The sequence below is a fragment of the Veillonella sp. CHU594 genome, assembly GCF_003992265.1.
Taxonomy (GTDB): Bacteria; Bacillota; Negativicutes; order Veillonellales; family Veillonellaceae; genus F0422.
In genome coordinates this window covers 1-16,467 of the sequence record NZ_RQVB01000001.1, presented here as the reverse complement: position 1 = coordinate 16,467, position 16,467 = coordinate 1, and the positions used below count along the sequence as shown (strand labels likewise).

General features: G+C 39.8%; 11 protein-coding genes. 10 read left to right on the top strand and 1 reads right to left on the bottom strand.

Going from position 1 to position 16,467, the window contains the following annotated elements:
- Nucleotides 1-8 precede the first annotated feature (8 nt).
- The 9 genes from EO111_RS00050 (at nt 9) to EO111_RS08250 (ending at nt 13,972) form a co-directional block, all read left to right on the top strand.
- Nucleotides 9-1,898: a SpoIVB peptidase S55 domain-containing protein gene (locus EO111_RS00050; protein WP_009353807.1), complete on the top strand. Its 1,890-nt coding sequence runs from the start codon at nt 9-11 to the stop codon at nt 1,896-1,898.
- Nucleotides 1,899-2,030: 132 nt separating this feature from the next.
- A complete protein-coding gene (locus tag EO111_RS00045; RefSeq protein WP_009353821.1) occupies nt 2,031-2,792 on the top strand; it encodes an ABC transporter permease in 762 nt (253 codons plus the stop codon).
- An 8-nt stretch (nt 2,793-2,800) separates the two neighbouring features.
- On the top strand, nt 2,801-3,565 hold the full coding sequence (locus EO111_RS00040) for an ABC transporter ATP-binding protein (RefSeq protein ID WP_009353808.1): 765 nt from the start codon (nt 2,801-2,803) through the stop codon (nt 3,563-3,565).
- Entirely contained in the window at nt 3,562-4,866 is a 1,305-nt protein-coding gene (locus EO111_RS00035; RefSeq protein WP_127010156.1) for an MlaD family protein, read from the top strand. Before EO111_RS00040 ends, EO111_RS00035 begins: the two co-directional genes overlap by 4 nt.
- Before the next feature lie 9 nt (nt 4,867-4,875).
- Complete coding sequence (locus tag EO111_RS00030) at nt 4,876-6,291, top strand: TolC family protein (protein WP_127010155.1); 1,416 nt, start codon at nt 4,876-4,878, stop codon at nt 6,289-6,291.
- 25 nt (nt 6,292-6,316) lie between these two features.
- Entirely contained in the window at nt 6,317-10,591 is a 4,275-nt protein-coding gene (locus tag EO111_RS00025) for a translocation/assembly module TamB domain-containing protein (RefSeq protein WP_127010154.1), read from the top strand.
- Between the two features lie 13 nt (nt 10,592-10,604).
- Nucleotides 10,605-11,240 carry a sigma-70 family RNA polymerase sigma factor gene (locus EO111_RS00020; protein ID WP_009353815.1) on the top strand — a complete coding sequence of 212 codons (636 nt, stop codon included), beginning with the start codon at nt 10,605-10,607 and terminating at the stop codon, nt 11,238-11,240.
- A gap of 466 nt (nt 11,241-11,706) precedes the next feature.
- A complete protein-coding gene (gene thrS, locus EO111_RS00015) occupies nt 11,707-13,617 on the top strand; it encodes a threonine--tRNA ligase (RefSeq protein WP_127010153.1) in 1,911 nt (636 codons plus the stop codon).
- 196 nt (nt 13,618-13,813) lie between these two features.
- Nucleotides 13,814-13,972, top strand: a complete 159-nt coding sequence (locus tag EO111_RS08250) for a hypothetical protein (protein WP_009353813.1) — start codon at nt 13,814-13,816, stop codon at nt 13,970-13,972.
- Nucleotides 13,973-14,166: 194 nt separating this feature from the next.
- Here the strand turns inward: EO111_RS08250 and EO111_RS00010 are convergent, their stop codons facing one another.
- Nucleotides 14,167-14,898 carry an SIMPL domain-containing protein gene (locus EO111_RS00010; protein WP_127010152.1) on the bottom strand — a complete coding sequence of 244 codons (732 nt, stop codon included), beginning with the start codon at nt 14,896-14,898 and terminating at the stop codon, nt 14,167-14,169.
- A gap of 140 nt (nt 14,899-15,038) precedes the next feature.
- Here EO111_RS00010 and EO111_RS00005 point away from each other — a divergent pair, with 140 nt between their 5' ends.
- Complete coding sequence (locus tag EO111_RS00005; protein ID WP_127010151.1) at nt 15,039-15,779, top strand: NADPH-dependent oxidoreductase; 741 nt, start codon at nt 15,039-15,041, stop codon at nt 15,777-15,779.
- Nucleotides 15,780-16,467: the final 688 nt, after the last annotated feature.

Genomic DNA, 16,467 nt, shown 5'->3' with positions numbered 1-16,467 from the left:
CGATATAGATGCAATTACATCGTTTTTGGCGTCGGTACACTAAGGGTGTGCTGGCGCTCTTATTGTGTGGGGCTACTTTTACAAGTGCTCATGCAATAGAATTTATGAAAGTAGAGGATTTACACCGTGGCATGGTAGGTCATGCGGATACAGTAGTACAAGGGGATAAAATTGATTCTTTCAAAGTGGAAGTCCTAGGCGTTATGAAACAACGTGGCCCATCGGGGGATTTGATTTTAGTGAAAGTATCAGGTCCCATCATTGATGCATCGGGGGGGATTGTTCATGGTATGAGTGGTAGCCCCGTATACATTGATGGAAAATTGGTAGGTGCTGTTGCCTATGGCTGGGGATTTACAGACGGTACTTTGGGCATGGTAACACCTATCGATCAAATGGTGAAACTGTGGGATGAGAAATACCAAAAAGATTTACCGAATCCATGGAAAGATACACAATTGATTCCGTTGGGCACACCATTGATGGCAGATGGTTATGATGAAACATCCTTAGCATATTTGGGAACAAAATTTAAGGACTTTGGTTATAAAGGATATGCTACGGCTAGTGACAGCACGGATGATATTGTGAAACCAATGGTGCCTGGTGGCTCTATTGCGGCGTTACTGGTAAAAGGTGATTTGAAGATGGGCGCCGTGGGGACTGTTACCTATGTAGATAAGGATAAAGTAGTTGCCTTTGGACACCCATTTGATAAACGTGGCTCTACAGGTTATTTCATGAATAACTCCAGTATTTTTACAGTAGTAAAAAGTATAGATTCTGGTTTTAAATTGGGGTCCTTAGGGCGAGAAGTAGGTGTTATCACAGAAGATCGCGGGGCAGGTATTGCTGGTACCGTTGGGGTATTTGGAAAAGGTGTTCCTGTGCGTATGCAACTTCGTGATTTAGATCGTGGGGTAGAGCGAAATGCGGCGGTCACGGTTGTGGAATCTTCTAAACTAACGCCGACCTTGGTGGCGACCTCCGTATATAGCCTGCTGAACAAAACGCTAGACCGTGTAGGTGGTGGTACAGCTAAGATCAATATTAAGATTACACCTGTAGATCCTAAATTACCTACCTTAGAACGACGGAATATGGTGTACTCCAGTAGCTCAGTATCTGAAAAATCTATCGATGAATTATTCGATATTGTAGAAAGTTTAATGAATAATGCTTTCAAAGACTATGAAATCCGTGATATTCAAGTAGATGTACAAGTGGAAGAAGCAAAACGTACAGCTACGATCATCGATGCTAGTGCAGACCAAGTCATTGTATCTCCTGGGGACAACATTGTGATTACTGCCAATTTACAAGCCTACCGCGAAGGAAAGATTCAACGAGAAATTATCTTTAAAGTGCCAGAAGATCAAAAGCTAGGAACCTATACACTTGAAGTGCGTGGTGGTGGCGTGATTCCATTGCCATACTTGTTTGAAAAACAAAAATATAATTTGACAGATGAAATTGTAGAGCGATTGAAAGTGCATAAAAACTTTGATGAATATTTCAAAGATCTCAGTGAAGATGATCAGAATAACCAAATTGTAGCAGAGTTTTTAGCCGATGATATCAGTATGGTGGAAGAGTCTGGGGACAAGGCGAAAAAGCAACGCCTAGAAGCAGACGAGGAAGATGTGGACGATGATGAGTTGCCAAATGGAGGCAAACATAAAAAAGGTTTGAAAGCCTCTGATGATGACGAAAAAGAAAACAATGAAGCATCACGAGTGGTAGTAGATTATGTTGTCTTAGGTGATGGACAGTTTACGGTACAAGTGGTAGATAAAAAAGATCGAGACCATTTGCGTAAACAGCGGATCAAAGAAAAACTTTCAAATTTAAAAGAGAAAGTAAAAGCAGAAGAGTCAGACCAAAAGAAAAATAAATAGTCTTATCCGAAGAGAGCAGGAAGTGATATAGCATCATTTCCTGCTTTTATTTTGAAAACTCCGATGGTACTACTGCACATTCAAAGAGTTTTGTGATATACTGAAGATTGATACAAATACTCAGGAGGAACTATGATTTGGTTAACATGGATTGGTAAGCAAATGATCTTTTTCCTATCCCAGATAGGTGAGGCCATGTTGTTACTATGGAGAACCATAGGACAATTACCAAAAATAAATTGGAAACTCACAATCGAACAAATGGCACACTTAGGGGTGTATTCCTTGCCGATTTTATCATTAACTATGTTTTTTGCAGGCGCTGTGATGACATTGCAAATGGCAGATGTATTGATACACTATGGTGCACAGGGAACTGTGGGTGGTATTATGGCCATTGCTATGGGGCGCGAATTAGGCCCAGTTTTAGTTGGCGTTGTATTAGCAGGTCGTGTGGGTGCAGCTATTACGGCAGAGTTAGGAACTATGAAAGTAACAGAGCAAATCGATGCCTTAAAGGTCATGGCGGTTAACCCCATTGGGTATCTTGTAGTACCTCGTGTTGTAGCATGTATGATTATGGTGCCAATCTTGACATTTTATGGTGTTCTTATCGGTACAGGTGGGGGATACTTGGTAGCTACCATAGTGAAAGGACTAGCCGGTTCTACCTATTTAGACTCCATTCAAATTTTTGCCATCCTATCTGATTTGACGTACGGACTCATTAAATCTTGTGTGTTCGGAGCGGTTATTGCCCTAGTTGGATCTTATAAAGGCATGTACACAGATATGGGGGCAACTGCTGTTGGCTATGCTACTACTAGCTCTGTAGTAACCAGTATCATTTTAGTCTTTATATTAAATTACTTTTTATCAGTCTTATTATTCTAGGAGGACCTATGATTGAATTACAAAACGTGGTCCTAGCCTATGAGAATAGAATTATTTTAGACCATGTAGATTTAACTATCCATGATGGAGAAACTCTAGCTATTTTAGGAGGCTCTGGAGCGGGCAAAAGTACTTTGCTTAAATTGATTATCGGTCTTTTACGGCCTACCAGTGGTACTATTTTAGTAGATGATGTAGATATTACGAAAATCGATGAGAATGAATTCGATCGGTTGCGACAAACTATGGGGATGGTCTTTCAATACTCTGCGTTATTTGATTCTATGAGTGTAGGAGAGAATGTAGCCTTTGGACTACGCCAACATACGACGATGAGCGAAGAGGAGATTCAACGTACTGTAGCTAGAAAGCTACGTATGGTAGGATTGCCAAAGACTGAACAGTACATGCCTAGTGAACTATCAGGGGGGATGAAAAAACGGATTAGCTTGGCTCGTGCTATTGCTTTAGATCCTAAAATCATTCTATATGATGAACCGACATCAGGATTGGATCCGATTACATCGGGCACCATTAGTCGTTTAATACGGAGCATGCAATCTCATTTGCAATGTAGTTCTATCGTGGTCACTCACGATATGAACTCAGCCTTTTTTGTGGCAGACCGCATTGCCTTACTAGATAAAGGAAAGTTTATTGAAGTATCACCAACAGAAGAGTTTAGACATTCTAAGAATCCGAAGGTACAACAATTTATAGAGGGTCGTAAATCTGTGAAAACAGAGATACAAGAAGAAGGAGATATACCATGAAGTGGACAACAGAGGCGAAGGTAGGTCTATTTACCGTAGTGGGGGTAGTCCTATTTGCTGTGTGTATTGTATTTTTAGGACGATTTGATATATTTGCAGCTCCTACTATGCATATTGCTGGGAATTTTCAATCTGTAACGGGGTTGAAAGAAGGCAATACTGTGCGCTTTTCAGGGGTGAAAGTAGGGAAAGTCAAATCTATGCAAGTCACTGACAAAGGGATTACGGTGGCTATGGACATCGACAAGGATGTAAAAATTCCGACAGACTCTGCTTTTACCATGGAAAGTGATGGTATTTTAGGGGATAAATTCATCCAAATTACGCCAGGCCGTAGTACTTTGTATTTAGATGATGGTGCTTTCATTACAGGGGATGGAAAAAGTGAAATCGATAAAACCATGGCGCAAGCTACGAAATTGATGGAAGCGGCCACCACTACATTGCAATCCATGAATGGCATCATTGGTGATGAAAAAACACAAAGCGCTTTACGCAATGCCTTACAATCGACAGAGTTAATTGCTCAAAATACAGCAAATTTGACGGCTCAAATGAATGCTATGTTAGCGAATAATAGTGACAATATTTCAGCTTTAACAGCGAATATGGTAGGCATTACACGAAATGTGGAATCCTTGACAAATCAAATGGATACGAATATGAAACAATTTAATGCAGATGGTCAAGCAGGAACAGAAATGCGTCAAATTGTGAATAATTTGAAAACTACTACAGATAGTATTTCAAAAATGGCAGGCGCTATGGAAGGCGTTGTAACAGACCCTAAAAGTGCGGCAGATATTAAGGAAACCTTACATAATACGGCACAGTTATCTACGAAGCTAAATCGTCTCACAGGAGGAGATGTGAAAGCAGGTTCGGATGGAAAAAAGTCGGATTTTAAGACGCAAATAGGAGCAGAGGTACTGTATAATCCAGAAGATAAAAAAGTTCGTACTGATGCCGATGTGCGCCTTATGACGAAAGATTCAGTATATACCTTAGGACTATCTAATGTAGGAAATGGATCGAATTTAGATGTGACGTATGGAAAGCAAGTCCTAGATAAAGTACAGTTACGAGGAGGTTTGTTTGATGGAAAATTAGGCGTCGGAGCTGATATTGATTTTGGTACACCCTTTTCTTTATCAGCAGCTTTGTTTGACTTGAGACATAGTTCTTATCGGATTCGTTCCGATATTCAATTATGGAAAGATACCTATGCGGTCGGTCAATGGACTTGGTATGGACATGACCATAACCGTGTGAATTATTTTGGGCTAAGAAAGACATTTTAGGAGGACCCAATGAATACAAAAATAATGACAGTAGCAGCGATGTTAGCAGCCTATGCATGTACAGTAGGAGCAGCGGCACCGCAAACAGATACAGTAAAATTAGTACATTTTCAAGAAAAAGCAACTGCGCAAGCAGCAATGATGACAAAGGCATATAAAAACCAAGCACAGACAAACAGTCAATCTGTGTCTATTACATTGCCACAATCCATTGCATTAGCATTGCAAAATAATAGAACCTTACATCAATCTCAATGGGATTATGAAGCGGCAATAGCACAAGTAGGAGTTGCGACTAGCGGTAGGAATCCAGTAGTGACGTATAATTATAGCGCTAACCATACAGGAAATGAAGTGAACGGTGTTAGTAAAACTGGAAATGCCTTTTCGCATCAATTAGGTGTGGGAGTATCTGTATTTAATCGTGCTTTGGATGCACAAATTGAAGCAGCTAAATATAGTCGTGATGGCAGTGGCGCAGCATTAACGGAAGCCGCACAAACAGCTAAATTAACGGCAGCAACTAATTATTTGTCCCTTATCATGTCTCGTAATAAGGTAAATGTAGCAGAACAAACAGTCCGTGATTACGAAGAACATTTAAAAAATGCTAACTTACAATATCAAGTAGGTATTGTATCTAAATCTGATGTACTGGCTACGAATACACGATTAGCGAATGCAAAAACTGCTTTAGTAGAAGCGAAAAACGCTGCTAATTTAGCAGAGGCAAAGTTCAATAATCATGTAGGATTGCCTGTATCTACACCAATCGTAACAGCAGACAAAGAATTAAGCTATGCACCATATGGTATTTCATTGGAATCTGCAAAATCTTATGGAGTAGCACATCGTGGTGCCATTGTACAAGCGGCAATGGCAGTGAAAGCAGCCGAAGAAAATGTAGGCCTTGCAGATGCTTCTGATATTCCAGTGGTGAAAGCCAATGCTAGCCGACGCATGAATGGTGCACATTGGGCTGGTAACGATAGCAAAGACTGGTCCGTAGGCGCTACCTTATCTTGGAATGTATGGGATGGGGGCCAATCAAAAGCTAATGTAAGTGCTGCTAAAGCAAAGTTAGAAAAAGCGAAAGAAGCCTATGCACAAACGATTGATACGGTAGAGTTACAAGTGCAAGAGGCGTACTTAAATTTAAAAGCAGCAGAACAAAAAATTAAAAGTACTCATGCTGCAGTAGAAGCAGGACAGGAAGATTTCCGCATTAAAACATTGCGTTACCGTTCTGGAGTGGGTACAAATGTGGATGTATTAGACGCAGAAACTTCCTTAGCAACGGCACGTAATAATTATGTAGATGCACTATATAACTACAATTTAAGTATTGCTACTTTAGAAAAAGCGATGGGTATTCCGGTTGACTCTGCTGTGGGTACTGGGGTAAATATCGTAAATCAGGGATAGTCATCTTACTAATATGAGGTAAATTATGAAGGGGAAACACTGGCTACTAGGTATTGTACTAAGTGGATGTGTAGCAGGCGTTGGATTCGGCTTACAACCATTGAGTGAAACTTATGTAGGACCTTATGTGCAAGAACAATTACATACAGCACTGAATGGAACTGTTTCCTATTCATCATTTCACATTGGTTGGGATGGTTCTGTTCAAATGAAAGATCTCAGTGTAGAAGATGCTAAGGGGCAATCTGTACTTACTGCGGACGCTTTGACCGTGTCTATACAATGGTTAAAGGTATTGCAATATCCTTTTGGACAGATATCACCAGATGCTTTGGTGGGAACGATTACTGTCTCCTCACCTCATGTGAATGTAGTACAAGATGAAACTGGACAATGGAATATACTGCAGTTGGTAAAAGAACGGGACTCAGAAGAACCTAGTCAATTTAGTGGATTGCTACGTGTAGAAAATGGAACGATTTCACTATTTTTGCCACAGGCAACGCCTTTATTGCTATCAGATGTGAATGGTACTGTCTTGGGTGATGGTGGTCATATGCTGGAGGGAGTCGTTGATGCTCATATTGGAAAGGATCAAATTCACTCCAAGATACAATGGGCGCTGGATGGCAGCGGTGATCGATCATTTTATGTGGAAACCCCACATTTAGATATAGCTCCTATAGTAAGTCGCATTTCTCTGCCAAGTGCAGTAAGCTCTATGACGGGTGATCTGACAGATGTTGCGTTGACAGTAACACAACGTGGTGGCTTCTGGTATGGTGAAGGAGGACTTTCCTTCCAAAACGTAGGGACGACCATCCAAGATCATCGATTGACATCTGGGAAAGGAAGCCTTCAAATCCATGGAGATGTTCTATTCTTAGACGGAATAGAAACGAATGTGAATGACGAGTATCTTCGTGTGAATGGCACCATACATCATATTTTTGATGAAGACCCTACCTTGCAATTGTCGGTAGGATTGAAAGAATGGAATCTTGCTTCTCAACTGCCAATGACAGGATATATTACAGCAGATGCACTGGTAACAGGTCCCGTGTCTAATGTAAAAGCCAGTGCAGATGTAGAGGTACGAGATATCACCTATGAAGGGATGACAGTAAACCGTGGGAAAGGACACCTTTCCTATGGTGACCAAGTCATCCATGTGAGGGATGCGGAACTGAATATGCAAGGTGGAACCGTGAAAGGTACTGGCTCGTATCATATAGATACAAAAGATTTCTTGGCACAGCTAAACTTACAAAATGTGTCTTTATATGGGCTACCTCTTGGAGGACAATCCTCTGTGCAGGGATCTGTCAGCGGTGATTTGACTGTGGAAGGACAGGGAGGTGCTATTTCAAATGTAGTGGGCTCTGTAAGGGGACGTCAAATTGGGTATCAATCTATTTTAGTGGATACTTTGGATGCTAGTGTATCTTGGGATGGTACACAACTAGTAGTACCTTATATGAATGGTAACTGGAGTAGGGGGACATTCACCGGTAGTGGTCGCTTAGGAAATGGAACATTTGGACTTAGCCTATACGGTACTCATATCGGACTAGAACAATTTAATGGATGGTCACCTAAACCTTTGGGAGGCACTGTATCCATGGAAGCAAACTTGCAGGGATCCTTAGAGAACCCTACAGGGACTGTTACTATTGCGGGAGATGCACTTTCTTATGGGGTAACACAGTTTGACCGTATGTTTGTGAAAGCAAATATAGAGGATAAAAAACTGCATATCCTTGACGGTGATTTAGAATATAAAAAAAGCATCTATGATGTGCGAGGAACTATCAATTTAGATGGAGACCAAGATGTGGATATCAAAGGCTCTGCGAAGGATGTACGTATTGAAGACATATTGCCAAACTTTACAGATATTCCTATGACGGGATGGATTCACACAGATGTACATATAGAAGGTACCTTACAGCGTCCTAAAGTAAATGGATATGTGAAAGCCTGGGATGGTTCTATATATGGAAAACTGTTTGAATCTATTGAAGGATATTATGCATATAAGGATGGGCACTTACATTTACCAAGGTTGGACATTACTACCTATGGTTCCTCTATTGTGGTAGATGGGGATATACAAAACAAACAGTTAGATATTAATTTTGTAGGTGATGCGGTGCCGATTGAACCCTTTATTCGGGATGCGGGTCTCAACATGGTTGGCTATGTAGGCGCAGAAGGACATCTAGGTGGAACTGTGGATGCACCTATCTTTGAGGGCGTGGTACAGTCAGATGTTATGCAGGTGAAGGATACTACATTGCATGATATATCGGGTGCTGTGTACATTACGCCGAAAGTGGTACATCTACAAGGACTGACTTTCACGGGCAGCGGCACTAGTCAATATGAAGTAAAAGGTGGAGTTCAACTGGATGAATCGAAACGCTTATTTGGTTATGTTCGTGTACGAGATGGAGAATTGCAACAGTTATTAGCATTAAGTAATGCAAATGTACCAGATGTAAATGGCAAGTTGCAGGCGACCATTGATTTAGGTGGTACTAGTGACAGCCCAAGGTTAGATGTAAAAGGATCTCTCGAAAATACAACTATTCGTGATGAAGTAGTGGGAACTGCTACACTGGATGTGGGCTATGGTGGACGTACCATTGATATCCGTACGTTTAATTTACCTATTAAAGAAGGGCTTATTGCTGGTAAAGGTAAAGCTGATTTAGATGGGGTTACAGATATTCAGTTAGTAGCATCAAAAGTGCCTGTGGGAACTATCTTGCCTATAGTAACATCAGATGTCAATGGACAAGGAAACTGGAACTTTATTATTAATGTACAGGGTCCTACGAAATCTCCAAAGGTAGAGTTTTCTAGTGAAATAGAACAAGCCGTCATCAATGGTATAAGCTTGGATCAGTTAAGCATCTTAGGTAATATGGAAGACCAAGTGGTATCGATCCAACAAGGGATGATCAAGAAAGCGGATTCTTCTATTAAAGTGCGTGGTAAATTACCTTTGAGTGCATTGGTAACCAATGAATATGTGTCTGATGATGCGAGTAAGCAATTTGATGTTTATGTGGATATGAATGAAGCGAACTTGTCAGTACTTCCGTTGATGTTTAAAGAGGTACAGTCTGGAGAAGGGGCTATTCGTGGTATTGTTCATGTAACAGGAAACTCTGCGAATGTATTAGCTAATGGTACGATCGAATTAGCGAATGGATCTATGCAGCTTAAATCCTTAAAGAAACCATTGACGCAGTTAAAGGGGCAGCTATTATTCCGTGGTAATCATGTTGATATTACAGGAAGTACTACCATGGGGAAAGGTAATGCTGGCGTATCTGGAAATATAGGATGGACAGGTTCTCGAATTACTTCTTATGATGGTGCATTACAAATGAAAGGTATAGAAATTGGTCATGAATTCTATACCGGCCCATTGGAAGGCGAATTGTATATGATCAATAGAAATGATTTGCCAACCTTAGTAGGCGTCATCAACCTTCATGATGTGGTAGGATCTATACCTTTATCCTTTAGTAGTTCAGAGACATCGATTCCATTGGGGCTAGATGTAACTATCAATGCTAAAAACAATGTGAGATTATATAATCCATTGCTTTATGATATGTACTTACAAGGGCAGGTAAAATTTGGAGGTACCTTAGGAGAACCAAAGGCAAGTGGTAAGCTATCTGTGAATAAAGGGCATGTAAAATATTTGAAAAATCGTTTTAAAATTACTGAAGGGCAAGCCAAGTTTGTCACAGGTAGTGTGATTCCTGAGCTGAATGTACGAAGTATGGCGAATGTAAAGAACTATCGTGTATCCTTGCAAGCAGAAGGCCCTGCTACACAGATGAGATTAAAGCTGACTTCGGAACCTAATTTATCGGAACGTCAAATTATTTCTTTGTTGACTTTTGGACGTAATGTAGGTAATGCCAGCGGTGTTACATCAGATGATGCGAATGCATTGCTTACCTCTAGTTTACAGTCCTTGGCTTTTGGGTATATTGAAGATGTATTGCAAGATACATTGGGCTTAGATTTGGTAAATATTACTACAGGCTCTTTGGATGGAAAAGACTCTCGTGATTTCCAAGAGAAAAATAACTTTAATGTGACCATAGGTAAATATGTAGTGCCAGATTTGATGATTACCTTAACTAGAGGGCTAAAAAACGATCATGTATCATATGGTTTTCAGTATGATATCAATCGTAATGTCAGTGCTACAGGATGGTTTAATAATGAAAATAAACGCTATTTAGGGGCGCAGTGGCGCTATCGATTCTAAAGGAGGTGAAGGTATGCTTAATGATTATATTGCCAGTGTGGATAAAATTGAATTATTGTCATGGGAAGAAGAACAACAGCTTTGGAAATCCTATGAAGAACATGAAGATATGCAGGCTCGCATGACGATCATAGAGCATTACCAACCATTAGTATTGAAAGAAGCCAATGTATATCAATCCTCTAAGATAGATATGATGGATTGTATTCAAGAGGGCACGATTGGCCTAATTGAGGCAGTAGAGCGCTATGACTCCCAAAAAGGAGTAGCTTTTTCCCTCTATGCAGTGCATCGTATTCGTGGACGCATATTAGACTATCTTCGCAAAGAAGGTAAGGAAGGCATTGTGTTACAAACTGAATCAGAAGATGGAGAAACTTGGTGGGAACAACTGCCTGCGGAGGGACCTTCTACAGAAATTGTTTGCGAGGAACGCATGTATGGGGATATGGTAACCTCTGCCATGAAACAGTTGCCTTTAGCGGAGCAACATGTAGTGGAAGAAGTGTATTACAAAGATCACAGTGTAGCATCTATTGCAGACACAATGGAGTGCAGTCATAGTTATATTCATCGATTGCGAAGAAAAGGATTAGCCCGGCTCAAAGGTTTGTTAGAAACGGCTAAAGAGACATGGGATAAAAGTTGATTCTATTGTTCAAGTCTTAAGAGCATATACATAGTACTACTCAATGGCCAGTTCTCGGACAGGGTGCAGAGAGTAGTACTTTTTTATAGGGAATTAATTACATCGAAAAAAATCGCTTGACAGATATATAGTTTGGAGTTACTATATTTGTATTATACATATAGAACAGTGATGCGAAGGACATGACCCTAACCATCTATACTTTCAGAGAAAGATACCTTGGCTGTGAGTATCTAGTGTAGACTTAGACGTTACCACCTTCAAACTGGTTTGGTGAAGGCTTAGCTTGTAATCAAATCCGTGTGGACCCGTTATCGTCCGTAAGAGTGAGTCCTATCAATAGGGACTAACTAGGGTGGAACCGCGAAGATCTTCGTCCCTTGTGTGGGAGAAGGTCTTTTTTTGTTGGTAAAAAAGTATTGCCATCCCCAATGGCATAGTAGTATTAGACCTAGGGAGGTAACCTATGAGTGAAGTAAATATCATTTTACCTGATGGAAGTTCTAAAGCTTTTGCAGCTGGAACTACATTGGGTGAAGCAGTAAAACAACTATCAAACAGCTTAGCAAAAAAAGTATTAGCCGCTGATGTAAATGGAGAATTAACAGACCTTCGTGAAGTATTGGTGGATGGTTCTAAGGTAAGCTTTTTAACATTTGCAGAAGATGGTGGTAAACATGCATTCCGTCATACAGCATCTCATGTGATGGCGCAAGCAGTAAAACGTTTGTGGCCTGATGCGCAATTGGCCATTGGACCAGCCATCGAGAACGGGTTCTACTATGACATCGATATGGAACATAAATTAGTGCCAGAAGATTTACCGAAAATCGAAGCGGAAATGAGCCGTATTGTAAAAGAAAACTTGCCTATCGAAAAAGTATTGATGGAACGTCAAGAAGCACTAGATTTCTTCGCAGCTAAACAGGAAAATTATAAAGTAGAGTTAATCAATGATTTGCCTGCTGATGCAGTGATTTCTGCGTATAAACAAGGTGAGTTTACTGACCTTTGCGCAGGTCCACACTTGGCAAGTACTGGTAAAGTAAAAGCTTTTAAATTACAAAGTATTGCAGGTGCATACTGGCGTGGCGATGAAAAAAATAAAATGTTGCAACGTATCTATGGTACTGCCTTTGAAAAGAAAGAAGAACTAGAAGAATACTTACACTTATTAGAAGAAGCAGCTCGTCGTGATCATCGTAAATTAGGTAAAGAGCTTGGCTTGTTCGTTATCAAAGAAGAAGGACCAGGATTCCCATTCTTCTTGCCAAAAGGTATGGCAGTACGAAATGCCTTAGAAGATTTCTGGCGTGAAGTACATCATGACTATGATTATGAAGAGGTTCGTACTCCAATCATCTTAAGCCAACATTTGTGGGAAACATCTGGTCACTGGTTCCATTACCGTGAAAATATGTACACAACACAAATCGACGGAGCAGAATATGCCATAAAACCAATGAACTGCCCAGGCGGTATCTTGGTGTATGCAAACGATATGCATTCCTATCGTGATTTGCCGATTCGTATGGCAGAACTTGGTTTAGTACATCGCCATGAATTGAGTGGTGCTTTACATGGTTTATTCCGTGTACGTAGCTTTACACAAGATGATGCCCATGTATTCATGACTCCATCTCAAATTAAAGAAGAGTTAATGAGCGTTATCGACTTATTCGGTCGTATCTACTCTCAATTTGGCTTGTCCTATCATGTAGAGTTAAGTACAAAACCAGAAGGCGCTATTGGCGACGATGCAATCTGGGAATTAGCAACAGAAGCATTGCGTGAAGCTATCGAAGCAAAAGGTATTCCATATCGTATCAACGAAGGTGATGGCGCGTTCTATGGTCCTAAACTAGATTTCCATATTCGCGATTCTATCGGCCGTACATGGCAATGTGGTACTATCCAATTGGATATGAACTTGCCAGAACGTTTTAACTTGGAATATATCGCAGAAGATGGTCAAAAACATCGTCCAATCATGATTCACCGTGCATGCTTTGGTTCTATGGAACGTTTCATTGGTATCTTGATTGAACACTTTGCAGGGGCATTCCCAACTTGGATGGCACCAGTACAAGTGAAAATCCTTCCGATCAGTGAAAAACATGTAGAATATGCTGAAAAATTACGTAAAGCATTTAAAGATGCCTATGTGCGTGTGGAACTAGATGATCGTAGTGAAAAAATTGGTTACAAAATCCGTCAAGCACAAATGGAAAAAGTATCCTACATGCTTGTGGTAGGTGACAAAGAAGTGGAAGAAGGAAAAGTAGCTGTTCGTAAACGTGGCGTAGGCGAACAAGGTGCGATTCCTTGGGAAGAATTCTTGGCAAATATCCAACAAGAAATTAAAGATCGTGCATAATCACTAAAATAAATAGGATAGTATGGAGGCACTTTGCGTGAATCTGATACATGGATCCTAGTGGATTTTTGATGATATAAGTATTGTGTATACATATGAAAAGCATCTTCACAAGAAGGTGCTTTTCATCATATAATACAATTAGAAAGAAATTGGTCTTTCCTTTTCTAGTATTCCGAGTAGAGGTGATGGAATCATGATTACATTTGACGATGCAGAAAAGCAAAAATTAAGTCCTGAGGATTTAAAAAAATTAAAGAAGCATAATGATATCAATGAATGGCCGTGTCCATTATCAGATGATATGAAAAAGCAAATGCATGATAGCTTTAAAGTTGTGCCTAAGAAAAAATAAGAAAAAGCCGTAGCGACTGAGGATTGTTTTCGCTACGGCTTTTTTTAGAAAAATGAAGAAACGCCATACATAGGATGACGTTTCTTGTGGGGGCTATATTTATATAGTAAGTGATATGTACAACTGCATCATTAGAGGTGTATGTGAATGCACATATTTTGGCAATCAGATAGTTGTATCAAGAGATATAGATTCTATTGCAGATAGAATACTACATTTGCTGTTTTGTTAGCGGACATATCTCCCTTCTCTATAGGTGTAGAGCTAGATAAATCCATAGATTTTACTGCAAGCATAGCATATCTAGGGTTTACCTCCATAGTCTGTGTGCGTGTAGTTCCTAAGCTTGCGGATTTAACAGGACCTAGTTCGCGGCCAAGAGATTTTGCAATCACTTCCGCTTGGTGGCGTGCATCACTAATGGCAGATGCAGATAATTGATCTTCTATCTCTTGGGATACATCGGTTTGGAAGGTAAGGGAATTGATATCAGAAGCGCCACTAGCAATAGCTGCGTCGATGGCTTTTCCAATAGAGGATGTGTTATAGACCCTTACAACAACAGTGTTGTTTACATTATAACCATTTAATTTTGAGTTCCCATCAATGTAATCGTAATTAGGGTTGATAGTAATGTTAGATGTTTGGATATTATTTCTAGATACGCCTAAATGTTGTAGGGATGAGATAAGTTTAGACATAATCGCATCATTTTGAGATTTTGCAGATTGAACAGACGTATTTTTGCTAGATACCCCAAGGTTAAGTAATGCATAGGATGGTGCCACTTGGCGAACAGCTTGGCCTGTGACGGATATTTCTCCAGCGGACATATTTGCAGTCATATCTGCAGCCATAGTGCCCACTGTGGCAGATGTCATCAGTGCGCCGATAGTGAAAGCTTTCAAAAGCAATGAATGTTTCATAAAATCGTCCTTTCTATATGATGTACCTGTTGACAAACAAAAAATAAGTACCCTACAATGGTATATATACAGTACATCTAGTATTTGTTATTATACTACATAAACTATGTGAAAGTATGATGAAGGTTAGGAGTAAAACTATGAACCCTATTGATATTATGTTAGATCATAAAAGTATTCGACAATATAAACCAATGCGAGTATCTCCACAACATTTGAGCATTTTATTAGATGTAGCGAAACGGACTGCCACAAGCATGGGAATGCAAACATTCAGTATCATACGTATTGTAAAGCCAGAAATTAAAGAAGCCATTGCAGCGGTATGTAAACAAGAGTATGTGAAAAATATGCCTGAGCTATTTGTATTTGTAGTAGATGCGTATCGAAATGCACAAATTATGAAAGAAAAAAGGCTAGATCTCGATACAGCAAATGATGCAGATCGATTCTTCCAAGGATGGACAGATGCCTGTTTAGCGGCACAAAATATGGTGACTGCCGCAGAGCTAGCAGGATATGGTACAGTATATTTGGGAAGTATCTTAAATGATGCAGAAAAAATGATTGAAATTTTGAACCTACCTGAATTAACATTCCCTGTAGTAGGACTTGGACTGGGTATGGCAGACCAAAAACCAGCATTGAAACCACGCATGCCAAGAGAAGCAAATGTATTTGATGATGAATATAGTACGTTTGATAATTATCATGAGCTATTAGAAGATTATGATGAAGAAATGAATCAATACTATGATCTTCGTAGTCCTAATTATCCCTTGCCTAAATTTACAGACCAAGTAGTGGGGCGATTACAAATGAAGGATGAGAAGCGCAGTGCTTTGGTAGAAATTGCAAAAACCCAAGGGTTTCACTTGTAATGCTATTCTGCCTTGTGGCGATTATTAACTGAATACGATAAAGGGCAGAGCGCGGTATGCCCCCTCTCAAACGGTATTGCATAATGTTTGTTCGGGGGCACACCGTGCTCTTCTTGTATTTGTGTGATTTAGTCAATATAATCGCCACAAGGCGTTCTACGCATAACTGCGTTCTAGGGTGGGGTGCTGTGCTCTTATGATGATTGAGGAATTTAGGTAGTAAGAAACTCCACAAACTATTCTATGTATAACTACGTTACTCAGAAGAAATATAAGTATTGCTGGCACATGGTGTTATAAATCCGATTATAATTAGAAGCAGGGGGTGTACATTATGCTTTAGCTTAGATATACTTAATTTAGTTGTTTTAAGTAGGGCTAGATTATATAGGGTGAATTCTATAGAAAACATATATGAAAAATAGTAAAAAGTAGGGTTGCAAATTATTGGTAAATAGCATATAATACTTTTAGTGCTTGAGACACAAGCACTTTTAATTTTCTTACAGCTTAGTAACTAAGAAAATTAAAAAGATTAAAAATAACTGTTGACACGATATTGTAAATCTGTTATTATAATCTAGTCGCCGCAACACAGTGTTGTGAAGACAAAGTTGATCTTTGAAAACTGAACAATAAAAGGTAATTACTTCGAAAGAAGTAAACATAAGCCAGAGTGCGGGTTTCA